Raw genomic sequence first — 23412 nt, 5'->3', positions numbered from 1 at the left:
CCCGGTCGCGCACTACTGACCGACTTGACCGGGCGCCCGCTTTTAAGGGGGGTGGGGCGCCGCGTGGCCCCGACGGAGGACACAGACAACCGTGGACGCGCAAGGCCGTGGGCGGGCTGAGAACATCGACCCCGCAGATCAGTGGGTGCTCAACCCCCACACCGGTGACTACGAACTGCGACTGAACCCCTCCGCTGGGCAGTCGGCGGTGCCGAGCCCCCGCCGCGCCGCCCCGCGCGATGGCGGTCCGCGCCGTGGCAGCCCGCAAGGTGGCGGCGGAGGGCGGCGCGACGTTCCTCCGCAGCGCAGACGACGCGAGGCGCCGGCGACGCAGGAGCAGGGCCCCGGTCGGCGGCGTTCGCGGCCGAAGAAGAAGTCGAAGGCCAAGAAGATCCTGCTGTGGACGGCCGGCGGCATGGCCATGGTCGTCGTGGTGGGCGCCGGAGCGGGCTACTGGTACTGGGAGCACCTCAACGGCAACATCACGTCGCAGGACGTGGTCGGCGCCAAGAACGGCTTCGCCAAGGACGAGGCGATCAACATCCTCGTCATGGGCACCGACAAGCGCACCGGCAAGGGCAACGAGGGCTACGGCGACAAGGGCAGCGTCGGCCACGCCGACACCAACGTGCTGCTGCACGTCTCCAAGGACCGTACGAACGCGACCGCGTTGAGCATTCCGCGCGACCTCATCGTGGACGTGCCGGACTGTCAGGTGAAGCAGAAGGACGGCTCCCTCAGGACCATCAAGGGCACGCCGAACGTCCGCTTCAACACCAGCCTCGGGCAGGACGAGCGCGACCCCGGCTGTGTCATGAAGACCGTGAAGGCGGTCACGGGCATCACCGTCGACCACTTCATGATGGCGGACTTCAACGCGGTGAAGACGCTGTCCAGCGCCGTCGGCGGGGTCAGCGTCTGTGTCGCCAAGGACGTCAACGACCCGGACTCGCACCTCAAGTTGTCCGCGGGCACGCACAATCTGCAGGGCGAGCAGGCGCTGGCCTTCCTGCGCACCCGGCACAGCTTCGGCAACCAGGGCGACCTGGACCGGATCAAGGTGCAGCAGCAGTTCCTCGGTTCCCTTGCGCGCAAGATGAGTTCGAGCAACACGCTCACCAACCCGCGCAAGCTGACGAGCCTCGCCGAGGCCGCGACGAAGGCGCTCACCGTCGACAAGGGCATCGGCAGCCTGACCAGCCTCAAGGACCTGGCCCTCGAGATCAAGAAGGTGCCCCCGAAGAACCTGTCGTTCACCACGGTGCCCGTGATCGACAACCCTGCGGAGCCGAAGCCCGTCACCGTCGTCGTGAACCCGGCGGCCGCGCCCCAGGTCTTCTCCGCAATCAAGAACGACGTCTCCCTCACGGAGACGAAGAAGAAGCAGAAGGAGAAGCAGGACGCGAAGCTGAAGGGCCCCAAGTCCGCCGCGTCCGAGGTCCGCGTCAACATCTACAACGGCAGCGGCAGGACGGGCGCCGCTCAGGAAACTCTCACGGAACTGCAGAACAATGAGGGCGTACTGAAGTCGAGCCAGATGGGCAACAAGCCGAATCAGGCGAAGACGAGCCTCGAGTACGCGCCGGACCAGGCCGATCAGGCCCGGCGGCTCGCGGACATCATGGGCCTTCCGGCGTCCGCGCTGAAGGAAGGCAAGAGCGAGAAGAACGATCAGGGGCTGCCGGCGATGACCCTCATCCTCGGCGGTGACTTCAAGGGTGCGGGGACACCCGTCGACGGAGCCTCGGCAAAGGCGCCGGAGGTCGACAAGACAACAGCGGACAAGGCTGTGTGCGCCAAGTGACCAACCTCGGCCGCCTGTTGACTGTCTAAGTAGATGACAGAGGGCGGCCGAGCCGCTGTCACAGGGCGGGGAGGGCGGGGTACGACATGGGGCGAGGCACTGTGCGTGGGGAGCGCACGCGGCGGCCTGCGGGGCGGGGCGAACCACCGGACCAGGCGTCCGACCTGGGGTGGGACGACAGCCTGTACGAGGACGCGGCGGGCGGGGTCGCGGACAGCCGCGGCCGTACGACCCGCAGCAGGCAGCGGGCGGCCGTCCGGCCGCGCCGCCGCAGACGACGAATACTGCGCTGGACCGCGAGCATCCTCGCGTTCCTGATAATCGGCACGGCGGGCGCCGGATACCTCTACTACCGGCATCTGAACGGAAATCTCAAGACGGGCAAGCTCAATCTCGGCGAGCACAAGGTTCCCGAACCGACGCCGAACGCGGCGGGCCAGCGGCCGCTGAACATCCTGCTGATCGGCTCCGACAGCCGGAACTCCAAGGAGAACCTGAAGCTCGGCGGGCACAAGCAGAGCGTCGGCTCCGCCCCGCTGGCCGACGTACAGATGCTGCTTCACCTGTCGGCCGACCGCAGCAACATGTCCGTGGTGAGCATGCCCCGCGACACCCTGACCCGGCTGCCCCAGTGCACGGACCCGAAGTCCGGCAAGGTGTACGCGGCGACGGTCTCCCGGCAGATGGTGAACTCGTCGCTGGCCCGCGGCGGCGCCGGCTGCACGGTCGCCACCTGGGAGGAGATGACCGGCATCCACATCGACCACTACATGATGGTCGACTTCTCGGGTGTCGTGTCGATGGCCGACGCGATCGGCGGCGTTCCGGTCTGCGTCGACGCCAATGTCTACTCCAGGAACAGCGCGGGCGAAGGTTCGGGCCTGAAACTGAAGAAGGGCACGACGTCCGTCAAGGGCGAGCAGGCCCTGCAATGGCTGCGGACGCGGCACGGCTTCGAGGACGGCAGCGACATCGCGCGCGCCAAGGCGCAGCACATGTACATGAGCTCGATGGTGCGCGAGCTGCGCAAGAACGCGACGTTCAGCCACCCGGGCAAGCTGCGCACGCTCGCCGAGAAGGCGACGGACGCGATCCACCCCGACGAGGGCCTCGACACGGTCAAGAAGCTGTACGACCTGAGCAACGAGCTGAAGCGGCCCTCGCCGAAGCGGATCACGATGACGACGATGCCGTTCGTGTACGAGGGTGCGCGCGTGGTGCCGAAGGCGAACGACGCCGACGCGCTGTGGCGCCTGCTCCGTGACGACATCGCGCTCGACGGCAAGGACAAGGGCGGCAAGGGCGACGACGTCGGCAAGAAGAAGGAGGGCGAGACGTCCGACGATCCCGCCGCGGCCGACGACAGGATCGCGGTGCAGGTGCTCAACGGCACGCGGACGGCGACGACGCCCGCGGCGCCCGGGCGGGCCGCGCAGGTGGCGCAGGCACTCACCGCGAACGGCTTCACGCAGGCGGTCGCGGACCAGTCGCAGTCCCTCGTCGAGGACAGGACGGTGATCCGCTATCCGTCCGAGGATCTGGAGGGCGACGCCCAGGCGGTCGCCAAGTCCCTCGGGATTCCGCTGAGTTCGGTGAAGGCGTCGACGGATGTGTCCGGGGTGACGCTGACCGTGGGCGCCGACTGGAAGACGGGCAACGCCTACCCGAAGTCCACGGACGACGAGGACGCGAGCAAGGCACTGGACAAGGAGCAGACGCAGAACGGCGCGGACGACTCCACGTGCATGAAGGTGGAACCGGGTTACACCTGGTAGCCCCTACGGGAACGGGGCGCGGGAGATGAACTCCCGCGCCCCGTCAGGGTATTGACGGTCGGTCAGCCCGCCGCGGTCTCCCGCTGCACGGCCGGCCTGCGCGAGGCGATGACCTTCTTGGCGAGGGACTTCGGGCTGGTCAGGAAGCCCCAGCCCCACGTCATGTGCATCGTGGCGAGCGCGACGGGGATCTGGGCGCGCGCCTTCAGCGGCAGCCCCTTGCCCGCCGGGATCGATCCCGCGACGATCGCCGCGAGGTAGCCGCCGGGGATCACGAAGCCCCACGGCGTGAGGGCGACGCCGACCACGACGCCCGCCGCGATCGCGCATACGGCGGCCGGCGGGGCGAGGTAGCGCAGGTTGATCGAGCCGGAGTGGAAGCGGGCGACGACGTGCCGCCAGCGGCCGTAGTTCCGGTACTGCTTGGCGAGCTCCCTGACGCTCGGCCGGGGCCGGTAGTCGACGAGCAGGTCGGGCGAGAACCAGATGAGGCCGCCGGACTCGCGGATCCGGAAGTTCAGCTCCCAGTCCTGGGCGCGGATGAACTCCTCGTTGTATCCGTCGAGCTTCTCGAGGACCTCGCGCCGGAAGACGCCGAGGTAGACCGTCTCGGCCTCCTGCGCCTCGCCGCCCGTGTGGAACGCGGCGTTGCCGACGCCGATCTTCGAGGTCATCGCGGCGGCGACGGCCTGCTCCCAGGCGTTGGTGCCCTGGGCGTGCATGATGCCGCCGACGTTCATCGCGCCGGTCTCCTCCATGAGGCGGACGGCGGTGGCGATGTAGCCCGGCGAGAGTGCGGCGTGGCCGTCGACGCGGACGACGATCGGGTGGCGGGAGGCCTTGATCGCGGCGTTCAGGGCGGCGGGGGTGCGACCCGTCGGGTTCGGCACCGTGTGCACGCGTTTGTCCGAGGAGGCGGTCTCGGCGACGAGCCGCGCGGCGACCTCGTCCGTACGGTCGGTGGAGGGGCCGAGGGCGAGTACGACCTCCATCTCGCCGTCGTACTCCTGCGCCAGGATCGCCTCGACGGCCTCCCTCAGATGCCGCTCCTCATTGAGGATGGGCATGATCACGGAGACGGCCGGCAGCCGCCGGTCGGGATTCGTGTTCTGGGTGTCCATTTCGTCTTTCACGGCCGGGGGCCCGGGGGTTGCCCCGGAAAGTGCAGCATCGCGGGTCACGTTACCGCTAATGGGGGACACGGGCGCGCGCCGCCGAGTCGCTGCCGTGGGCAGCAGATCGTATGGGCCTACTGTGCTCGCGTCCCACGCCCACAGTCGCGGAGGTGTCCCCCGGTGCCCACGCCGCCCCGCTCCCCCGACCGTCCTCAGCGGCCTCCCCGTCCCCAGGGACAGGCGCGCAAGCCAGGCCGGCCGCCGCTCCAGAAGAAGTCCCGGTGGGCCATGCGGGTGGCGACGGCGCTCTCCGTGACGGTGCTCGCCGCGGCCGGCGTCGGGCACGCGCTCGTCACCGGCCTCGACGCCGGGATCCACCGGATCGACCCCTTCAAGGACATGAAGAACCGGCCCGCGCCGGGCGACGGCATGAACGTGCTGCTCGTCGGCACCGACGGCCGCGACAAGATCAGCGACGAGGAGCGCCGCAAGTACAAGCTCGGCGGCGCGCCCTGCCACTGCACGGACACCGTGATGATCGTGCACATCTCGGCGAACCACGACCGCGCCTCCGTCGTCTCCCTCCCCCGCGACTCGTACGCGGAGATGCCGGCGCACACCGACCGGAACAGCGGCGAGAAGCACCACCAGCACCCCGTGAAGCTGAACGCGGCGTACGCGGAGGGCGGGCCGCAGCTGACGCTGCGCACGGTCGAGCACATGACGAAGGTGAAGCTCGACCACTATCTGGAGGTCGACTTCACCAGCTTCATGAAGACCGTCGACGAGCTCGGCGGCGTCGACATCTGCACGGACTCCCCGCTCAAGGACTCCTACACGGGCCTCGATCTGAGTCCCGGCACGCACCGGTTGGACGGCGGGCAGGCCCTGCAGTACGTGCGGGCCCGGCACATGGACAGTGCGGGCGACATCGGCCGCATGCAGCGCCAGCAGCGGTTCATGGCCGCGCTGATCTCGAAGGCGACGTCGTCGGGCGTGCTGCTCAATCCGGTCCGGTTCCGCGGTGTCGCCCGTACGATGCTCAGCTCGGTCCGTGCCGACAAGGGCTTCGGGTCGGACGAGATGGTGGACCTGGCGCGGGCGATGCGGAACTTCTCGCCGTCGTCCTCGGAGTTCACGACCGTGCCGATCGGGAACATGAGCTACCCGGTGCCGAACATCGGCTCCACGGTGAAGTGGGACGACAAGAAGGCCGCGGCGCTCTTCAAGGCGCTGCGCGAGGACAAGCCGCTCGCGCCGCACCTGCCCAAGGCGAAGAAGGCGGCCGTGGTCGACGTCTCACCGCACGAGATCAGCGTCCAGGTCGAGAACGGGACGGGGTCCTCCGGACTCGGCAAGAAGGTCGACGCGGCGCTGAAGGGGACCGGGTTCCGGACGACGGGGGCGCCCGTCAACGCGGACGACCGGACCCAGAAGCGGACGACGGTGCTGTACGACCCGGGGTGGGACCGGTCGGCCAAGTCCTTGGCGGCGGCGTTGCCGGGGGCGGAGATGAAGCCGGTGGACGGGCTGGGGTCGACGTTGAAGGTCGTCGCCGGGAAGGACTATGAGGGGGTGCGGGCCGTGCGGGCGCAGGATGCGGATCCGGGGTCGTTCGGTGCGGTTACCGGGGACCAGGTCGTGTGTCGTTGACCTGGTCCGGGGGCGCGGTCGCGGGGCTCTGCCCCGGGCCCCGCGCCTCAAGCGCCGGCGGGGCTTGAAAGATCGGGCGCCGCCCCGGGCCCCGCTGCTCAATCGCCGCAGGGGCTTGAGGTGCGCAGGGGCTTGAGGTGCGCAGAGGCTTGAGGTGCGCAGAGGCTTGAAATGCTCAGCCGTTTGATTGGGCTCGTAGTTCCTTGATGGCGCGGCGTCTGGCCAGGCGGTGTTGGCGGCGGATCTGGGCCTCCTGGTAGCGGCGGCGGTCGCGGTCGGTCTCCGGGTGGACCGGGGGGACCGAACGGGGCTTGCCGTCCGCGTCGACCGCCGCGAAGACCAGGTACGCCGAGCCGACCTGCTGCGCGGGCGTCGACTCGTTCCAGCGCTCGGCGAGGACCCGCACGCCGACCTCCATCGACGTGCGCCCCGTCCAGTTCACCTGCGCCTTCACGTGCACCAGGTCACCGACGCGCACCGGCTCCAGGAACGCCATCTCGTCCATGGAGGCCGTCACCGCAGGTCCGCCCGAGTGCCGGCCGGCCACGGCGCCCGCCGCGTCGTCGACCAGTTTCATGATCACGCCACCGTGCACCGTGCCGAGGAGGTTGGTGTCGTTGTGCGTCATGATGTGCGACAACGTCGTGCGGGAAGCGGAAGTGGGCTTGCCCGGAATATCCGATTCCGCGCCGTGGGCCTGGTCTGTCATGCCACCAACCTTATGCGCGCGCCGAATGTGTTAGCTCTGCAACAGCACTGGTGCGATTTCCCTTCAGGGCTTGTGAGGCACGTATTCGAGCACTGCACACTGAGCCCTATGAATGAATGGCCCGACGGGCGGAGCGACAGGCAGGGCGGCTCGGGCCGCGGCGGATACGGCCGTGGCAGCGGCAGCGCACGCCCGGAAGGCGCCCGCGTCATGCGACACGTGCAGCGCCCCGTCCCGCAGCAGCCGCCGCCCCCGCCCACGTACGACGGTGGCGGCTACGACCCGTCGTACGACGACGGGTACAACACGGGACAGGTCTACGGCCAGCCGAGCGGCCGGGGCCGGGGTCCCGGCTTCGACGGCGGCGGCGACTACGGGCCGCCGACCGGCCGCCCGGTGCGCCCCCGCAACTGGGGCAGGCGCATCAAGTGGACCGTCCTGACCGTGATCTTCGTCGTGGTCGTCGCGAGCATCGGCACGTACTTCTGGGCCGACTCCAAGCTGCACCGCGACGTCGACCTGACGAAGGTCATCGACCGGCCCGAGGCGGGCGACGGCACGAACTACCTGATCGTCGGCACCGACAGCCGCGAGGGCATGACCGCCGAGGACAAGAAGAAGCTGCACACCGGCTCCGCCGAGGGCAAGCGCACGGACACGATGATGATCCTGCACGTCGGCTCCAACGGGGACACCCTCGTCTCGCTGCCGCGTGACTCGAACGTGACGATCCCCTCGTACAAGGGCGCCGAGTCCGGCAAGACATACCCGGCCACGGGCCGGCAGACGAAGCTGAACGCCGCGTACGCGGAGGACGGCCCGACGCTGCTCGTGCGCACCGTCGAGTCCAACACCGGGCTGCACATCGACCACTACGCGGAGATCGGCTTCGGCGGCTTCGCGAGCATCGTGGACGCGGTCGGCGGCGTGGACATGAACCTGAAGGAGGGCTTCAAGGACAAGTGGTCCGGGGCCGACTTCAAGGCGGGCAAGCAGACCCTGGACGGCCAGCAGGCCCTCGCCTTCGTCCGTACGCGGCACGCCTTCGCCCAGTCCGACCTGCAGCGCACCAAGAACCAGCAGCAGTTCCTCGGGGCGCTCGCGCACAAGGTGTCGTCGCCGTCGACGATCCTGAACCCGTTCACTCTGTACCCGACGATGGGCGCGGGCCTCGACTCGCTCACCGTCGACAAGGACATGAGCCTGTGGGACCTCGGCAAGATGTTCATGGCGATGAAGTCCACCAACAGCGGTGACGGCAAGTCGATGAACATGCCGACGAGCGGTTCGGTCGGCGGCAATCTGCTGTGGGACAAGGCGAAGCTCAAGCAGCTCGTCGACCAGTTCAACAACGACGAGAAGGTCACGGTCTCCAGCGACTGAGAGCCTGTGACGGGCCAGGATGTCGTCATGACGTCCGCTCTCGTTCTCGGTGCCGCCGGCGGGGTCGGCCGGGCGATCGTCGCCCGGCTCGCCGCCGGCGGTACGCGTGTCGTCGCGGTGGACCAGGACCCGACGGTGCGTCAACTTCCGGGCGCCTACGCGGCGTTGGAGGGTGACGCCACCGAACCGGCCGTCATCGGGCGGGCCTTCGACGCCGCGCCCGGACCGCCCTCGGTCCTCGTGCACGCGCTGCTGCACGAACTGCGGGCGCCGCTGGGCGAGTTGACCCCGTCGCAGTGGCACCGGGTCTTCGACGTCGGGCTCGTCTCCGCCTGGCAGGCCGCCGCCGAGCTGGTGCGGCGCAAGGGCGAGGGGCCCGCGTCCGTGGTCCTGATCGGCTCGGTGCACGCGCACGGCGCCGCACCCGACTGCGCCCCGTACGCCGTCGCCAAGGCGGGCCTCGGCGCCCTCGCCCGCGCGGCGGCCACCGAGTGGGGGCCGCTGGGCGTGCGCACCAACGTCGTCGAGCCCGGCTTCGTACCCGTCGAGCGCAATGCCCACCGCTGGCGCGAGCCCGCCGCACGCGCCCGCGTCGAGGCCGACTACCCGCTCGGCCGCCTCTGCTCCCCCGAGGAGATCGCCGACGTCGTCGCCTTCCTCGCCGGGCCCTCCTCCTCGTACGTCAACGGCGTCTGCCTGCCCGTGGACGGCGGGTACCTGGCGCGCCTTCCGGAGGTCGCAAAAGGGGATGCGGCGGGCCCGCGCCCCTGACACGCTGCGCCGGTGCACCGCGAAGAGATCTCCCGCATCGCCCACACCGACCACCCCGTCAAGGCCCCGCTCGTCGACGACTCCGTACGCGAACTGCTGCGCCACACCCTGCCCCGCGGCGACGAGCGCGTCCTCGACCTCGGCTGCGGCCCCGCCGAATGGCTGCTGCGGGCCCTCGCCGACCGCCCGGGCGTCCGGGCCGACGGCGTCGACCTGTCCGAGGGCTCCCTCGCCGAAGCCCGCGAGCGGGCCGACGCGGCGGGCGTCGGCGACCGGCTCGCGCTGCACCACACCGCGGCCGAGGACTTCGTACCGGGGAAGCCGTACGACGCTGTGCTCAGCGTCGGCGCCGCGCACGCCTTCGGCGGCCTGCTGCCCACCCTCGACGCGGCCCGCGCCCACCTGGCGCCGGGCGGCCGGGTCCTGATCGGCGACGGCTACTGGGCGACCGCACCCTCCCCCGAGGCCGTGGAGATCCTCGGCGACTTCGCCGATCTGCCGACCACCCTCGACAAGGTCTCCGCGGCGGGCTGGACCCCGGTCGCCGCGCACCTCAGCACCCGGCACGAACTGGACGCGTACGAATGGTCCTGGCTCGGCTCCGTCGCCGACTGGGCGCTCGACCGCCCGGAGCACCCGGACAGCGCCGAACTCCTGGAACTGGTCGACGCCCGCCGCACGGAATGGCTGCGCGGCTACCGCCACTGCTTCGGCTTCGCCTGCGTGGTGCTGCGCAGGACGCACGAAAGCCCCTGATCCGTGCGGGTGATCAGGGGCCTTCGGTGGTGCGGGCGCGTTACGGCGTTACGGCAGGTTGCGCGCCATCACGATGCGCTGGACCTGGTTCGTGCCCTCGTAGATCTGGGTGATCTTGGCGTCGCGCATCATGCGCTCGACCGGGTAGTCGCGGGTGTAGCCGTAGCCGCCGAGCAGTTGGACGGCGTCCGTGGTGACCTCCATGGCGACGTCCGAGGCGAAGCACTTGGCGGCGGCGCCCTGGAACGTGAGGTCCTTGTCGCCGCGCTCCGACTTGGCGGCGGCCGCGTACGTGAGCTGACGGGCGGCCTCGATCTTCATGGCCATGTCCGCGAGCATGAACTGGATGCCCTGGAAGTCGCCGATCGGCTTGCCGAACTGCTTGCGCTCCTGGACGTAGCCCTTGGCGTAGTCGAGGGCGCCCTGCGCGACACCGAGCGCCTGCGCGGCGATGGTGATGCGGGTGTGGTCGAGGGTCTTCATCGCCGTGGCGAAGCCGGTGCCCTCGGCGCCGATCATGCGGTCGGCGGGGATCCGCACGTTGTCGAGGTAGACCTCGCGGGTCGGCGAGCCCTTGATGCCGAGCTTCTTCTCCGGGGCGCCGAAGGAGACACCCTCGTCGGACTTCTCGACGACGAAGGCGCTGATGCCCTTCGAGCGCTTCTCCGGGTCGGTCACGGCCATCACCGTGTAGTACTCGGACTCGCCGGCGTTGGTGATCCAGCGCTTCACGCCGTTGAGGATCCAGTGGTCGCCGTCGCGCACGGCGCGGGTCTTCATGCCCGCCGCGTCCGAACCGGCGTCCGGCTCGGAGAGGCAGTACGAGAACATGCCGTCGCCCTTGGCCAGCGGGCCCAGGTACTTCTTCTTCAGCTCCTCGGAGCCGGAGAGGATCACGGGCAGGGAGCCGAGCTTGTTCACGGCGGGGATGAGGGAGGACGAGCAGCAGACCCGCGCCACCTCCTCGATCACGATGACCGTGGCGAGCGCGTCGGCGCCCGCGCCGCCGTACTCCTCGGGGACGTGCACCGCGTGCAGGTCCGATGCGGTGAGCGCGTCGAGGGCCTCGCGCGGGAAACGCGCCTCCTCGTCCACCGCGGCGGCGAACGGGGCGATCTTCGCCTCGGCCAGCGCGCGGATCGTGTCGCGGAGCATGTCGTGCTCCTCGGACGGGCGGTACAGGTCGAAGTCAGCCGATCCGGCCAAGGTCTCTCACGCTCCAAGCCACGCTGCTACCGGGTCACCGGCGCTAATTACCGTTAAGTAACCAGAATTTTAGGCCGCGGCCCGCACCACGGATACGTGAGCTACGCGACAAAGGGAAAGTTGCCCGGTGAGGCGCCTCCACATGCCACGGCTATGCTCGGCAGCGCCCCGAAGCACCCACACCTCTGGAGCCCCCGATATGGCCCTCAAGATCACCGTGATCGGCACCGGCTACCTCGGCGCGACACACGCCGCAGCCATGGCCGAGCTCGGCTTCGAGGTGCTCGGCCTGGACGTCGTGCCCGAGAAGATCGACATGCTCACGCGGGGCGAGGTCCCGATGTACGAGCCCGGCCTGGAGGACCTCCTGCGCCGGCACGTCTCGGGGTTCGAGGGATCGAGCGGGCGGCTGCGCTTCACGATGGACTTCGCCGAGGCCGGCGAGTTCGGCGATGTGCACTTCGTGTGCGTGAACACGCCGCAGAAGCACGGCGAGTACGGCTGTGACATGTCCTACGTCGACTCCGCCTTCGCCTCCCTTGCTCCGCACCTGAAGGACGGCGCGCTCGTCGTCGGCAAGTCCACCGTGCCGGTCGGCTCGGCGGACCGGCTCACCGAACTGCTGCCGGAGCACGCGGAGTTGGCGTGGAACCCGGAGTTCCTGCGCGAGGGCTTCGCCGTGAACGACACGCTGCACCCGGACCGGATCGTGGTCGGCGTGAACAGCGACAGGGCCGAGACGCTGCTGCGCGAGGTGTACGCGAAGCCGCTCGCCGAGGGCACGCCGTTCATCGTGACGGACTACCCGACCGCCGAGCTGGTCAAGACGTCGGCGAACTCCTTCCTCGCCACGAAGATCTCCTTCATCAACGCCATGGCAGAGGTCTGCGAGGCGGGCGGCGGCGACGTCGCGAAGCTCGCCGAGGCGATCGGCTACGACGAGCGGATCGGCCACAAGTTCCTGCGGGCCGGGATCGGCTTCGGCGGCGGCTGCCTGCCCAAGGACATCCGCGCGTTCATGGCGCGCGCCGGTGAGCTCGGCGCCGACCAGGCGCTCACCTTCCTCCGCGAGATCGACTCCATCAACATGCGGCGCCGCGGCGCGATGGTCGAGATGGCGCGCGAGGCGCTCGGCGGAGGGGCGTTCCTGGGCAAGCGGGTCGCGGTCCTCGGCGCCACGTTCAAGCCGGACTCGGACGACGTACGCGACTCCCCGGCCCTCAACGTGGCCGGGCAGATCCACCTCCAGGGCGGCCAGGTCACCGTCTATGACCCGAAGGGCATGGACAACGCGCGGCGCGTGTTCCCGACGCTCGGCTACGCGGATTCGGCGCTCGACGCGGTGCGCGGGGCGGACATCGTGCTGCACCTCACCGAGTGGCGCGAGTTCCGCGAGCTGGACCCGGCGGAGCTCGGCAAGGCCGCCGCGCACCAGGTGATCCTGGACGGCCGCAACGCGCTGGACAGTGCGCTGTGGCGGGCCGCCGGCTGGACGTACCGGGCGATGGGGCGTCCGTCGGCGTAGGCGCAGCCGGGGGTTTACGCGGATCACGCGGGGCACCCGTTCCGCCTCTGAGCCTGCTGATCCTTCCGACCAAGGGAGACGTCATGGCCTTCGCGAAAATCGGCACCGTCGCCTACGACTGCCCGGACCCCGTCGCACTCGCCGAGTTCTACGCGGCCGTACTCGGCGGGAAGATCGAGAACTACGAGGGGAAGGGCGACTGGTACGACCTGTACGCGCCGGACGGGCAGCGACTGTCCTTCCAGCGCGTGCCGGACCACAAGCCCCCGCAGTGGCCCGCCGCCGACCACGACTCGCAGCAGCTCCACCTCGACCTGGACGTGGAGGACATCGAGGCCGCGCAGGAGAAGGTCCTCGCGCTCGGCGCGGTGCCGCTCGACCTGGACGACGCGGGCGGCGCCCGGGACTTCCGGGTGTACGCGGACCCGGCGGGGCATCCGTTCTGCTTGATCCGGCCGGATGCGGGCTAGTCGGTTCCAGAGGCTGCGGTTCTAGAAGCTGCCGTTCTAGAGGCTGGGCCCGCGTCGCTGTTGCGCGGCGCGGGCGGCGAACTCCGTGCTGCGCAGCACCCGTTGGACGTTGCCCCAGGTGAGCAGGGCGAGGTCGGCGTCGGTCCAGCCGCGGCCCTGGAGTTCCGCGATCAGGGCCGGGTACCCGGCGACGTCGGCGAGGGCTTCGGGGTGCGTGTCCCCGGTGTCGTACGTCCCCGACAGGCCCACCGACTCGGGGCCCGCGAGGCGGGCGACGTGGTCGACGTGGTCGGCCACGTCACGCAGGGCGGGGCCCGTACGGTCCGCGGAGCACGGCACCAGGCACAGCCCCCCGCTCTCGCCGAGCGCGGCGAGGAGGTCGTCCGGGACATTGTCCGGGTGGTGGTTCAGGGCGTGGGCGCCGGAGCGGGTCAGGACGGCCGGGGCCTTGGAGACGGCGAGGACGCGGGTGACGGTCGCGGCCGAGGCGCCGGTGAGGTCGACGAGCATGCCGAGCCGGTTCATCTCCCGTACGACCTCTTCGCCGAACCGGGTCAGGCCGTCCCACGAAGCCCACGACGTGCCGCTCAGCGTGAGCGCGCACAGGCCGAGGGCGTGCAGGGAGCGCAGCGTGCCGAGCGAGTCCGCCGCCGCGGTGGCCGGGGCCGGGCCGACGAGGACGGCGATGCGGCCGTGGGCGCGGGCGTCGGCGGTGTCCGAGGCGCAACGGGCGAGGCGGAGGTCCTCCGGGTGGCTGGCGACGACGTTGGTGATCAGGTCGATCTGTTCCAGCGTCGAGGTGACCGGGGCGTCCGGGTCCACGTGCGGTGCCCACAGCTGGGCGCCGGTGCCGCCCGCGCGCAGCCTCGGCAGGTCGGCCTCCACGGCGCTCTCGCCGAGTTCCAGGTCGTACCAGGGGAGGGTCCGCAGGACCTGCGGGAGGCCGCAGTATCCGTCGGCCACGGGGTGGCGGGCGAGGAGGTCGACCGCGTCCGGGCCGGCCGCCTCGGCGGGGACGGACGAGGCCGCTTCCAGGTCACCCGCCTCGGCAGGAGCGTTGAGCTCGTCCTGTAGGTCTGCCATGGCAGGGCTCCGGACGTCGTGGGGGCAGTCGTTCGACCCACCGTGGCACGGACCACGAACATGGTCCCGACGAACAGTGCCGTTCGAGTGGGTGCCCTTCGGGCCGGCAAGGCCCGCTACCCGTCCAGCTGCGCCAACGTCGCGTTCGACGGTCCCCGGCGGGACCGGAGGTCGGAGGACACCGATTCCGCGTCGCCGAGGACGCGGACCGCGTTGTGCCACGTCAGCTTGGCGAGGTCGGCGCGGGACCAGCCCCGGTCGACCAGCTCCGCGATCAGGTTCGGGTAGCCGGAGACGTCGTCCAGGCCGTCCGGCGTGAACGCCGTGCCGTCGTAGTCGCCGCCGATGCCGATGTGGTCGACGCCCGCGACCTCGCGCATGTGGTCGAGGTGGTCCGCCACCGTCGAGACCGTCGCGATGGGGCGCGGCCTTGCCTCCTCGAAGGCGCGGTGCAGCTTCATCGCCTCGGGGGACGTGTCCAGGTGGTGGTAGCCGTGCGAGCGGAGGTTGTCGTCGGCCGCCGCCGTCCAGTCGACCGCCGCCTGGAGGACGAACTTCGGGACGAATGTCGCCATCGCCACCCCGCCGTTGCCCGACAGCCGCTCCAGCACGTCGTCCGGGATGTTGCGCGGGTGGTCGCACACCGCGCGCGACGAGGAGTGCGAGAAGATCACCGGCGCCTCGGACACGTCGAGCGCCGCGCGCATCGTCGTCGCCGCGACGTGCGAGAGGTCGACCAGCATGCCCTCGCGGTTCATCTCCCTGACCACCTCGCGGCCGAAGGCCGACAGGCCCCCGACGCCGGGCTCGTCCGTCGCCGAGTCCGCCCACGCGATGTTGTCGTTGTGCGTGAGCGTCATGTAGCGGACGCCGAGCGCGTACAGCGCGCGCAGCGTGGCGAGGGAGTTGTTGATGGAGTGGCCGCCCTCGGCGCCCTTGAGCGACGCGATACGCCCCTCGGCCCGCGCCGCCTCCATGTCCGCCGCCGTCCGCGCCTCCCGCAGCTCACCCGCGTACCGGGCGATCAACTGGTCGACGCAGTCGATCTGTTCGAGCGTGGCGGACACCGCCGCGTCACCGCTGAGATCGGTACGGACGTACACCGACCAGAACTGCGCGCCGACGCCGCCGGCCTTCAGCCGCGCCAGGTCCGTGTGGAGGTGGGCGCTCTGGTCGGTGGCGATGTCGCGCGCGTCGATGTCGTACGTGACCTGCTCGCGCAGCGCCCACGGCAGGTCGTTGTGCCCGTCGACGACCGGGAACTCGGCGAGGATCGAGCGGGCCTGCTCGAGAGAAGTACTCACGCGCGTCACTTCCCGAATCCGAAGCCCGTGCCCGAGCCCTCGACCTTGGCCCGCAGCCGCTTGCCCTTCTCGGTCGCCTGGTCGTTCAGCTCCTGCTGGAAGTCCCGCATGCGGCCGAGGAGTTCCTCGTCGTGCGCGGCCAGCATGCGGGCCGCGAGCAGGCCCGCGTTGCGCGCGCCGCCGACCGACACCGTCGCGACGGGGACGCCCGCCGGCATCTGCACGATGGACAGCAGGCTGTCCATGCCGTCGAGGTACTTCAGCGGGACCGGCACGCCGATCACCGGCAGCGGCGTCACCGACGCCAGCATGCCGGGCAGGTGGGCCGCACCGCCCGCGCCCGCGATGATCGCCTTCAGCCCGCGCCCGGCGGCCTGCTCGCCGTACGCGATCATCTCGTGCGGCATGCGGTGCGCGGAGACGACGTCGACCTCGTAGGCGATCTCGAACTCGTCGAGGGCCTTCGCGGCGGCCTCCATGACGGGCCAGTCGGAGTCGGAGCCCATGACGATGCCCACGACGGGGCCGGTGGCGGAACTCATTCGGTGATCGTGCCCCTCAGGTAGCCGGCTGCGTGCCGGGCGCGGTCGAGGACGGCGTCGAGGTCGTCGCCGTAGGTGTTGACGTGGCCGACCTTGCGGCCGGGCTTCACGTCCTTGCCGTACATGTGGATCTTGAGCTGCGGGTCGCGGGCCATGCAGTGCAGATACGCGCTGTACATGTCCGGGAAGTCACCGCCCAGGACGTTGCACATGACCGTCCACGGCGCGCGCGGGCGAGGGTCGCCGAGCGGCAGGTCGAGGACGGCGCGGACGTGGTTCGCGAACTGGGACGTGACCGCCCCGTCCTGCGTCCAGTGGCCGGAGTTGTGCGGGCGCATCGCCAGTTCGTTGACGAGGATGCGGCCGTCATGGGTCTCGAAGAGCTCGACCGCGAGGTGGCCGACCACGCCGAGCTCCTGGGCGACCCGAAGCGCCAGCTCCTGGGCCTCGCCCGCCAGGGTCTCGTCGAGCTCGGGGGCCGGCGCGATCACCGTGTCGCAGACGCCGTCGACCTGCTGGGACTCGACGACGGGGTACGCGACCGCCTGGCCGTGCGGGGAGCGGACGACGTTGGCCGCCAGCTCCCGTACGAAGTCGACCTTCTCCTCGGCGAGGACCGGCACGCCCGCCTTGAACGGGTCCGCGGCGTCGGCCTCGGAGCGTACGAACCACACGCCCTTGCCGTCGTAGCCGCCGCGCACCGTCTTGAGGATGACCGGGAAGCCGTCCCCTTCGGAGGCGAAGGCGGCCACGTCGGCCGGGTCGGTCACGATGCGATGGCGCGGGCACGGCACGTCGAGCGACGTGAGCTTCGCGCGCATCTCGCCCTTGTCCTGGGCGTACAGCAGCGCGTCGGGCCCCGGGCGGACGGGGATGCCGTCCGCCTCCAGGGCCCTTAGGTGCTCTGTCGGTACGTGCTCGTGATCGAAGGTGATCACGTCGCAACCGCGCGCGAACTCACGCAGCGTGTCCAGGTCGCGATAGTCGCCGACCACGACATCGCCGACGACCTGCGCCGCGGAATCCTGCGGAGTGTCACTGAGGAGCTTGAACCTGATGCCGAGCGGGATGCCTGCCTCGTGTGTCATACGGGCGAGCTGTCCACCGCCGACCATGCCGACTACGGGGAACGTCACACCCACAGGGTATCGGCCAGGTGTCCGGTACCCGCACCGCGTCCTACGGAGACAGGCACAGAGCGAAGGCGCGTGGTTAGCATGGCTGGGTCGGTCACGACCGGATCCGACACGACGGACACGACGGGGGCTGGGGCGAACACCATGGGCAGTACGGGACGTACCGGCCGCATCGGCGCACTGCGACAGCGGCTCGCGGGCGTGGCCCGTGAGGTCGCGAAGTTCGGTGTCGTCGGCGCCCTGGGCGTCTTCGTGAACTTCGCCGTCTTCAACCTCATGCGACACAGCACCGACCTCCAGGTGGTGCGGGCCAGCGTGATCGCGACGGTCGTCGCCATCGCCTTCAACTACGTGGGCTTCCGCTACTTCACGTACCGCGACCGCGACAAGAGCGGCCGCACCAAGGAACTCACGCTGTTCCTGCTGTTCAGCGCGGCGGGCCTGGTCATCGAGAACGGGGTCCTGTACGCGGCGACGTACGGGTTCGGCTGGAACAGCTCGCTGCAGAGCAACATCTTCAAGTTCCTCGGCATGGGACTCGCGACGCTGTTCCGGTTCTGGTCGTACCGGACGTGGGTGTTCAAGACGCTGCCCGCGAAGGAGGCCGTGGCGAGTGCGGAATCGTTCCTGGATCTCGACGATTCGGCGCCCACGGTCCAAAGCCGCTGAGACCCCGCCCGCCGAGGCCCCGCGCGTCACCTGATCATTTGCTCTTCGTCCTCGTCGCCGTCCACCGTCCTCTTCAGCGGCGTACGGGAGAGGAACAGGCCGAAGACCGGCGGGCTGCTCTGGAGCATTTCCAGGCGGCCCCCGTCGGCCTCCGCCAGGTCGCGGGCGACGGCGAGGCCGATGCCCGTCGAATTGCGGCCGCTGATGGTCCGCTCGAAGATCCGCGAGCCCAGCTCCGGCGGGACGCCCGGGCCCTCGTCCGTGACCTCGACGATGGCCTGGCTGCCGGTGACACGGGTGCGCAGGGCGACCGTGCCGCCACCGTGCATCAGGGAGTTCTCGATCAGCGCGGCGAGGACCTGGGCGACCGCGCCCGGCGTGCCGACCGCCGTGAGGTGGCGCTTGCCCGAGGAGACGATGGCGCGTCCGGCGCTGCGGTAGGCGGGCCGCCACTCCTCCAGCTGCTGCTTGATCACCTCGTCCAGGTCGAAGGGGACGGCGGATCCGGTGCGCGGGTCCCGGGAGTTCGTGAGCAGCCGCTCGACGACGTCGGTGAGCCGCTCGACCTGCGCGAGCGCGATCGTCGCCTCCTCCTTCACCTCGTCGAGGTCCTCGGTCATGGTGATCTCCTCCAGGCGCATGGAGAGCGCCGTGAGGGGCGTACGCAGCTGGTGCGAGGCGTCGGCCGCGAGGCGTCGCTCGGCCGTCAGCATGCGGGCGATGCGCTCGGCCGAACCGTCGAGGACGTCGGCGACGCGGTCCAGCTCCGGGACGCCGTAGCGCTTGTGCCGGGGCCGCGGGTCGCCGGACCCGAGGCGCTCCGCCGTGGAGGCGAGATCGGTGAGCGGGGAGGCGAGGCGGTTCGCCTGGCGTACGGCGAGCAGGACGGCGGCGACGATCGCGAGCAGGGCCACGCCCGCGATGATCAGGAGCGTGCGGCCGACCTCCGTGGTGACGGCCGACCTCGCCTCCTCGACGGTGACCTTCTCGCCCTGCTCGCCCGTGGCCGTGTAGGAGATGACGTCGCCGACGGGCTGCGTGCCGATGGTGAGCGGCTGGCGGCCGGGCATGTCGATCTCGGCGTAGCGCTCCCCCGCGACCTGGTCCTGGAGGATGCTGCCGGTGATCTGTTCCTCGCCGAGGATTCTGCTGTCCACGATGGAGGCGAGGCGGACGGCCTCCGACTCCACGCGTTCCTGGGCGCTGTTGGTGATCGTTCGGGTCTCCACGATGACCAGGGAGACGCCGAAGACGGCGATCACTACCAGGACCACGGCGAGGGTGGAATTGATCAGTCGGCGACGCATGTCTCTCAGTGTCCCGGATGCGTCGGCGGCAACGTGGTTACGGCCACGGGGCTCCGCCCCGGACCCCGCTGCTCAATCTCCCCCAGCTAACGCTGGGAGGTGCCCCCTGCAGGGGCTCTATTGGCTCAGCTCTTCTCGAAGCGGAAACCCACACCCCGCACCGTGGCGATGTAGCGCGGGTTCGCCGCGTCGTCGCCGAGCTTCTTGCGGAGCCACGAGATGTGCATGTCGAGGGTCTTGGTCGACGACCACCACGTCGTGTCCCAGACCTCGCGCATCAGCTGGTCACGGGTGACGACCCGGCCCGCGTCGCGCACGAGCACCCGCAGGAGGTCGAACTCCTTGGCCGTGAGCTGGAGTTCCTCATCGCCCATCCACGCGCGGTGCGACTCGACGTCGATACGGACGCCGTGCGTGGCCGGGGCCTGGACGGGCTCGGTGGCGCCGCGGCGGAGCAGGGCCCGGACGCGGGCGAGCAGTTCGGCGAGGCGGAAGGGCTTGGTCACGTAGTCGTCGGCCCCGGCGTCGAGGCCGACGACCGTATCCACCTCGTCCGCGCGGGCGGTGAGGATCAGCACCGGCACCGTGTGCCCCTCGGCGCGCATTCTGCGGGCCACCTCGAGGCCGTCCATTCCGGGCAGTCCGAGGTCGAGTACGACGAGGTCGATGCTTCCCTGCAGTCCGGCGTCGAGGGCGGTGGGGCCGTCCTCGCGCACTTCCACCTCGTACCCCTCCCGGCGCAGGGCACGGGCCAGCGGCTCCGAGATGGACGCGTCGTCCTCGGCGAGCAGTACACGGGTCATGAGGTGATGGTAGTCCGCGCCGGACGACGCCCGTGGGGTGATCGGCTACTGCGCCGTCCAGCGGCGAACGGAATTTTTGCCTCCGGGTTCGCGCCCTGCGGTGTCCGGGTGCCATCGTGGGGAACACCTTTGAAACAGTGCGGGTGGTTCCGCGAAGGCCTGTGATCCATCTCTCAAGTCCTTCCATATGCCGTTGAGTCGTTCGTAAGGTGATTCAACGCCTGATGCACTACTGGGGGACCTTTGGAGCGCACTGCGCACCCAAGGTCCCTTTCTTGTGTGAGCTGACTTCGGTCAGCATTTTTAGGAATGACCTGTGGCCGGGCCCCGCGTGTGATGAAGCGCGCCGGGGTGTGGATCTCGGGCCCGCCGCATCGGCGGGTTTCGGTGCCGGCCTCCCCCACGCGGGCGTTTGCTCCCCACGAAGGTGCGGCGTCCCGAGCGAGCAAGGAACCCCCCATGGCGTCCAGCCTGACGAAGGAAGCCACCGCGCCCGGCGCCGGTGAGAAGACCTTCCTTGGCCACCCTCGCGGCCTGGCCTTTCTGTTTCTGACGGAGATGTGGGAGCGGTACAGCTTCTACGGGATGCGCGCGCTTCTCGTGCTGTACCTGTCGGCCGGTGTGATCGACGGTGGCCTCGGCCTCGACGTCGCCACGGCGACCGCGATCTACTCCGTCTACAACGCCCTTGTGTACCTGCTCGCCCTGCCGGGCGGCTGGCTCGGCGACCGCATCTGGGGGCCGCGCAAGACGACCGCGGTGGGCGCCGCGATCATCATGGCGGGCCACTTCACGCTGGCGCTGCCGTGGGCCGGTTCGTTCTACCTCGGCCTCGGCCTGATCGCCGCCGGTTCGGGTCTGCTCAAGGCCAACATCTCGACGATGGTCGGCCACCTGTACCCGGAGAAGAACGACCCGCGCCGTGACGGCGGCTTCTCGATCTTCTACATCGCGATCAACGTCGGCGCCTTCTTCGCGCCGCTGTCGATCGGCACGATCGGCCAGAAGGTCAACTGGCACCTCGGCTTCGCGATGGCCGGTGTCGGCATGGCGCTCGGCCTCGCGTGCTTCCTGTTCGGCTTCCGCTACCTGTCGCCCGAGTCGAACGTCGTCCCGTCGCCGATGGGCGACGCCGAGAAGCGCGCGATCTGGAAGAAGTCCGCGATCTGGGCCGCCATCGCCATCGTGTTCTACGCCGCCACCGGCGCCGGTGGCCTGCTCACCGTGAACTGGCTGCTGTGGCCGCTCACCATCCTCGGCCTGGTCCTGCCCGTCTGGTACCTGGTCAAGATGAAGCGCGACCGCGAGCTCGACAAGACCGAGCAGTCCCGCGTCACCGCGTACATCTGGTTCTTCATCGTGGCCGCCGTGTTCTGGGGCATCTACGACCAGACCGGTTCCACGCTGACGCTGTTCGCGCAGAACGACACCACCAACACGCTGTTCGGCTTCGACTTCCCGTCCAGCTGGTTCCAGTCCCTGAACCCGCTGTACGTCATGGCGCTCGCGCCGGTCGCCGCCTGGCTGTGGCTGTGGCTCAACAAGCGGGGCAAGGAGCCCAGCACCCTCACGAAGTTCGCCAACGGCGTCTTCCTGATCGGTATCTCCTTCTTCGTGATGATGCTGGCCCAGACCGCCGCCTCCGGCGACGCCAAGGTCACTCCGCTGTGGCTGTGCTCGGTCTACCTGATCCAGACCATCGGTGAGCTGACGCTCTCCCCGGTCGGCCTGTCCCTCACCACGAAGCTGGCGCCGCAGAAGTACGGCTCGCAGATGATGGGTGTCTGGTTCCTGGCCGTGACCGCCGGTGACTCGGTCATCGCCCTGCTCCAGCTGATCGGCGCGCCGACGGACACGGAGTTCTGGTTCGCCTCGCAGGGTGCGCTTGCCGTGCTCGCGGGTGTCGCGGTGTTCATGTTCCGCCGGAAGGTGCAGCCGCTGATGGGTGGCGTTCACTGAGCGCGCCGCTCGGCTACGCGTAGGGGTCCGGCCCGCACCGAATCGGTGCGGGCCGGACCCTTTTCGTGTGCGTCGGGGCAGAGTGGGGCTTGAACGGGCTATCGGCGGATCACCCGGCGGGCCCGCGGGAGGAAGGTGAAGACCGCGCCGCCCAGGAGGATCACCGTGCCGGCCGCCAGGCCGAGGGCGCGCAGGGGGCCTTCGGTGGAGGAGCCGGTCTCGGCGAGGCCGCCGGTCGTCGCGGACGAGCCGCCGCCGCCCGCTGAGCCGCTGGCCGAGCCGCCTGCCGAGCCCGTGCCGCCGGCCGCGCCGCCCGCCTGCTTCGACGTGTCGAGCTCCAGGGAGACCGGAGCGCTCTTCGGCGTGCAGGTGGTGGTCGTGCCCAGCGCCTTGACCGTGAGGACACCCGGCGAGAGCGTCGACTTGCCGTCGGCGCCCGGCTTGTACGTGCCCGTCAGGTCCGGGATCGTGATCGGGTCGCCGGACTTGAAGGCCTTCTTGTTGGTCGGTCCCTCGACGGGCACGGTGCCCTTGTCGGAGCCGCCCAGCTTGACCTCCATCGACGGCTTCACCGAGTCGGCGGGGATGTCGGCGGGGCTGTCCATCACGGACTTCTTGAACTTCACCGTGAGGCCGTAGTTCCCGCCGTCCTTCTTGGCGTTGATCTGCACCGGGGACGTGGCGCTCTTGTCGCCGATGGGCGTCTTGCAGGCGTAGGGGACGCTGACCTCCTTGCCGGTGAAGTCGCTCTTGCCGCTGCCGCCGCCCGTGGAGCCGCCGGAAGCGCTGCCGCCCGAGGCGCTGCCGCCGGAACTCGACGAGCCGCCGCTGCTCGAACCGCCGGACGAGGTGCCGCCCACCAGACCGCCGGGCAGGCCGCCGCCGCCCGAAGTCGCGGCGCCCTGAAGGACCTTGATGATCGCGGCGGGCTGCACGGCCTCCGTCGGGGAGCACTTGGTGTCCGTCGACATCGGCTTGCTGACGTTGATGTTGTACTTGTCCGGGGTCAGCTTCACGTCTCCCGGCTTCGTCAGCTTCAGCTTGCCCGTCATCGTGGACAGCTTCATCGGGCTGTTCTTGGGGATCGCGGGGTTCTCGCGCGGCCCCTGCATGTCGATGTCACCGGTCTGCGCGCCGGCCGCCTTGAGCGTGCCGGTGGGCTGGACCGTGTTCTTGTCGAGGTCGAGGACGTCCGGGTTCTTCGAGGCGCCCTGGATGAACGTCCAGGTCACGTTGACCGTGTCGCCGACCTTCGCCGTGGCGGGCGCCGCGATCTGCGTGATCGTGGTGCCCTGCACCGGGCCGAGCCCGGAGATCGAGGGCGGTATGCACTCCGTCTTGTACGAGGTCTCGGCGGCGGCCTGCGCGGGAGCGGCGGTCGCGAACATCAGACCCGCCCCACCGAGCATCAGGGCGACACCGGCCGCGCTCACTCTCCGTTG

Annotated in this window: 20 protein-coding genes; 10 read left to right on the top strand and 10 right to left on the bottom strand. The window is 70.0% G+C overall.

Features of this window, described 5'->3' with window-relative positions; translation table 11 throughout:
• The first annotated feature begins 91 nt into the window (after window positions 1–91).
• Together ACP4E5_RS26885 and ACP4E5_RS26880 are read left to right on the top strand one after the other, a co-directional pair.
• Window positions 92–1804 (top strand): LCP family protein, encoded by a 1713-nt coding sequence (locus ACP4E5_RS26885; protein ID WP_425832963.1) that lies wholly within the window; start codon window positions 92–94, stop codon window positions 1802–1804.
• A gap of 86 nt (window positions 1805–1890) precedes the next feature.
• Window positions 1891–3579 carry an LCP family protein gene (locus ACP4E5_RS26880; protein WP_425832961.1) on the top strand — a complete coding sequence of 563 codons (1689 nt, stop codon included), beginning with the start codon at window positions 1891–1893 and terminating at the stop codon, window positions 3577–3579.
• 62 nt (window positions 3580–3641) lie between these two features.
• On the opposite strand, the gene ACP4E5_RS26875 is transcribed toward ACP4E5_RS26880, so the two are convergent.
• Complete coding sequence (locus tag ACP4E5_RS26875; RefSeq protein WP_425832959.1) at window positions 3642–4700, bottom strand: glycosyltransferase family 2 protein; 1059 nt, start codon at window positions 4698–4700, stop codon at window positions 3642–3644.
• 174 nt (window positions 4701–4874) lie between these two features.
• On the opposite strand from ACP4E5_RS26875, the gene ACP4E5_RS26870 reads away from it, so the two are divergent.
• Window positions 4875–6347 (top strand): LCP family protein, encoded by a 1473-nt coding sequence (locus ACP4E5_RS26870; RefSeq protein WP_483030275.1) that lies wholly within the window; start codon window positions 4875–4877, stop codon window positions 6345–6347.
• Window positions 6348–6522: 175 nt separating this feature from the next.
• Here ACP4E5_RS26870 and ACP4E5_RS26865 read toward each other — a convergent pair whose 3' ends face one another.
• Window positions 6523–7056, bottom strand: coding sequence for an acyl-CoA thioesterase (locus tag ACP4E5_RS26865; protein WP_425832955.1), 534 nt, complete (start codon window positions 7054–7056; stop codon window positions 6523–6525).
• A 108-nt stretch (window positions 7057–7164) separates the two neighbouring features.
• On the opposite strand from ACP4E5_RS26865, the gene ACP4E5_RS26860 reads away from it, so the two are divergent.
• From ACP4E5_RS26860 to ACP4E5_RS26850, 3 genes are read left to right on the top strand one after another with little or no spacing between them, the layout of a single operon-like run.
• Window positions 7165–8439 (top strand): LCP family protein, encoded by a 1275-nt coding sequence (locus ACP4E5_RS26860; protein ID WP_425832953.1) that lies wholly within the window; start codon window positions 7165–7167, stop codon window positions 8437–8439.
• Window positions 8440–8466: 27 nt separating this feature from the next.
• Entirely contained in the window at window positions 8467–9210 is a 744-nt protein-coding gene (locus tag ACP4E5_RS26855) for an SDR family NAD(P)-dependent oxidoreductase (protein ID WP_425832951.1), read from the top strand.
• A 12-nt stretch (window positions 9211–9222) separates the two neighbouring features.
• Window positions 9223–9966, top strand: a complete 744-nt coding sequence (locus ACP4E5_RS26850; RefSeq protein ID WP_425832949.1) for an SAM-dependent methyltransferase — start codon at window positions 9223–9225, stop codon at window positions 9964–9966.
• A 48-nt stretch (window positions 9967–10014) separates the two neighbouring features.
• On the opposite strand, the gene ACP4E5_RS26845 is transcribed toward ACP4E5_RS26850, so the two are convergent.
• Complete coding sequence (locus ACP4E5_RS26845; protein WP_425832947.1) at window positions 10015–11172, bottom strand: acyl-CoA dehydrogenase; 1158 nt, start codon at window positions 11170–11172, stop codon at window positions 10015–10017.
• 199 nt (window positions 11173–11371) lie between these two features.
• Between ACP4E5_RS26845 and ACP4E5_RS26840 the strand changes: the two genes are divergently transcribed.
• The gene (locus tag ACP4E5_RS26840; RefSeq protein ID WP_425832945.1) at window positions 11372–12697 is read left to right on the top strand and encodes a UDP-glucose dehydrogenase family protein; all 1326 of its coding nucleotides are present in this window, start codon (window positions 11372–11374) and stop codon (window positions 12695–12697) included.
• Between the two features lie 83 nt (window positions 12698–12780).
• Entirely contained in the window at window positions 12781–13167 is a 387-nt protein-coding gene (locus ACP4E5_RS26835) for a VOC family protein (protein ID WP_425832943.1), read from the top strand.
• A 36-nt stretch (window positions 13168–13203) separates the two neighbouring features.
• On the opposite strand, the gene ACP4E5_RS26830 is transcribed toward ACP4E5_RS26835, so the two are convergent.
• The 4 genes from ACP4E5_RS26830 to ACP4E5_RS26815 all read right to left on the bottom strand — a co-directional run bounded on the left by ACP4E5_RS26830 (window position 13204) and on the right by ACP4E5_RS26815 (window position 17238).
• Entirely contained in the window at window positions 13204–14250 is a 1047-nt protein-coding gene (locus tag ACP4E5_RS26830) for a dipeptidase (protein WP_425832941.1), read from the bottom strand.
• A 116-nt stretch (window positions 14251–14366) separates the two neighbouring features.
• On the bottom strand, window positions 14367–15554 hold the full coding sequence (locus tag ACP4E5_RS26825; RefSeq protein ID WP_425832939.1) for a dipeptidase: 1188 nt from the start codon (window positions 15552–15554) through the stop codon (window positions 14367–14369).
• Between the two features lie 5 nt (window positions 15555–15559).
• Entirely contained in the window at window positions 15560–16096 is a 537-nt protein-coding gene (gene purE / locus ACP4E5_RS26820) for a 5-(carboxyamino)imidazole ribonucleotide mutase (RefSeq protein ID WP_425832937.1), read from the bottom strand.
• Window positions 16093–17238, bottom strand: coding sequence for a 5-(carboxyamino)imidazole ribonucleotide synthase (locus tag ACP4E5_RS26815; protein WP_425832935.1), 1146 nt, complete (start codon window positions 17236–17238; stop codon window positions 16093–16095). The genes purE and ACP4E5_RS26815 overlap by 4 nt, the downstream gene beginning before the upstream one ends.
• Before the next feature lie 138 nt (window positions 17239–17376).
• Here ACP4E5_RS26815 and ACP4E5_RS26810 point away from each other — a divergent pair, with 138 nt between their 5' ends.
• Window positions 17377–17901: a GtrA family protein gene (locus ACP4E5_RS26810; protein ID WP_425841674.1), complete on the top strand. Its 525-nt coding sequence runs from the start codon at window positions 17377–17379 to the stop codon at window positions 17899–17901.
• A 26-nt stretch (window positions 17902–17927) separates the two neighbouring features.
• Here the strand turns inward: ACP4E5_RS26810 and ACP4E5_RS26805 are convergent, their stop codons facing one another.
• Together ACP4E5_RS26805 and ACP4E5_RS26800 are read right to left on the bottom strand one after the other, a co-directional pair.
• Window positions 17928–19208, bottom strand: a complete 1281-nt coding sequence (locus ACP4E5_RS26805; protein WP_425832933.1) for an ATP-binding protein — start codon at window positions 19206–19208, stop codon at window positions 17928–17930.
• 125 nt (window positions 19209–19333) lie between these two features.
• Window positions 19334–20011 carry a response regulator transcription factor gene (locus ACP4E5_RS26800; protein WP_399237506.1) on the bottom strand — a complete coding sequence of 226 codons (678 nt, stop codon included), beginning with the start codon at window positions 20009–20011 and terminating at the stop codon, window positions 19334–19336.
• Between the two features lie 459 nt (window positions 20012–20470).
• Here ACP4E5_RS26800 and ACP4E5_RS26795 point away from each other — a divergent pair, with 459 nt between their 5' ends.
• A complete protein-coding gene (locus ACP4E5_RS26795; protein ID WP_425832931.1) occupies window positions 20471–21970 on the top strand; it encodes a peptide MFS transporter in 1500 nt (499 codons plus the stop codon).
• A 98-nt stretch (window positions 21971–22068) separates the two neighbouring features.
• Here the strand turns inward: ACP4E5_RS26795 and ACP4E5_RS26790 are convergent, their stop codons facing one another.
• On the bottom strand, window positions 22069–23379 hold the full coding sequence (locus ACP4E5_RS26790) for a hypothetical protein (RefSeq protein WP_425841671.1): 1311 nt from the start codon (window positions 23377–23379) through the stop codon (window positions 22069–22071).
• Window positions 23380–23412: the final 33 nt, after the last annotated feature.

The organism is Streptomyces fractus, assembly GCF_049844455.1.
GTDB lineage: Bacteria > Actinomycetota > Actinomycetes > Streptomycetales > Streptomycetaceae > Streptomyces > Streptomyces fractus.
Note: the sequence above shows the minus strand (reverse complement) of the source record. Positions and strands in the feature narration are given on the sequence as shown.

Coding starts and splice junctions, on each gene's coding strand:
- ACP4E5_RS26880 (WP_425832961.1), top strand. CDS start 1,891: ATGGGGCGAGGCACTGTGCGTGGGGAGCGCACGCGGCGGCCTGCGGGG.
- ACP4E5_RS26790 (WP_425841671.1), bottom strand. CDS start 23,379: ATGCTCGGTGGGGCGGGTCTGATGTTCGCGACCGCCGCTCCCGCGCAG.
- ACP4E5_RS26835 (WP_425832943.1), top strand. CDS start 12,781: ATGGCCTTCGCGAAAATCGGCACCGTCGCCTACGACTGCCCGGACCCC.
- ACP4E5_RS26855 (WP_425832951.1), top strand. CDS start 8,467: ATGACGTCCGCTCTCGTTCTCGGTGCCGCCGGCGGGGTCGGCCGGGCG.
- ACP4E5_RS26860 (WP_425832953.1), top strand. CDS start 7,165: ATGAATGAATGGCCCGACGGGCGGAGCGACAGGCAGGGCGGCTCGGGC.
- purE (WP_425832937.1), bottom strand. CDS start 16,096: ATGAGTTCCGCCACCGGCCCCGTCGTGGGCATCGTCATGGGCTCCGAC.
- ACP4E5_RS26840 (WP_425832945.1), top strand. CDS start 11,372: ATGGCCCTCAAGATCACCGTGATCGGCACCGGCTACCTCGGCGCGACA.
- ACP4E5_RS26800 (WP_399237506.1), bottom strand. CDS start 20,011: ATGACCCGTGTACTGCTCGCCGAGGACGACGCGTCCATCTCGGAGCCG.
- ACP4E5_RS26865 (WP_425832955.1), bottom strand. CDS start 7,056: ATGACAGACCAGGCCCACGGCGCGGAATCGGATATTCCGGGCAAGCCC.
- ACP4E5_RS26810 (WP_425841674.1), top strand. CDS start 17,377: ATGGGCAGTACGGGACGTACCGGCCGCATCGGCGCACTGCGACAGCGG.
- ACP4E5_RS26875 (WP_425832959.1), bottom strand. CDS start 4,700: ATGGACACCCAGAACACGAATCCCGACCGGCGGCTGCCGGCCGTCTCC.
- ACP4E5_RS26795 (WP_425832931.1), top strand. CDS start 20,471: ATGGCGTCCAGCCTGACGAAGGAAGCCACCGCGCCCGGCGCCGGTGAG.
- ACP4E5_RS26805 (WP_425832933.1), bottom strand. CDS start 19,208: ATGCGTCGCCGACTGATCAATTCCACCCTCGCCGTGGTCCTGGTAGTG.
- ACP4E5_RS26830 (WP_425832941.1), bottom strand. CDS start 14,250: ATGGCAGACCTACAGGACGAGCTCAACGCTCCTGCCGAGGCGGGTGAC.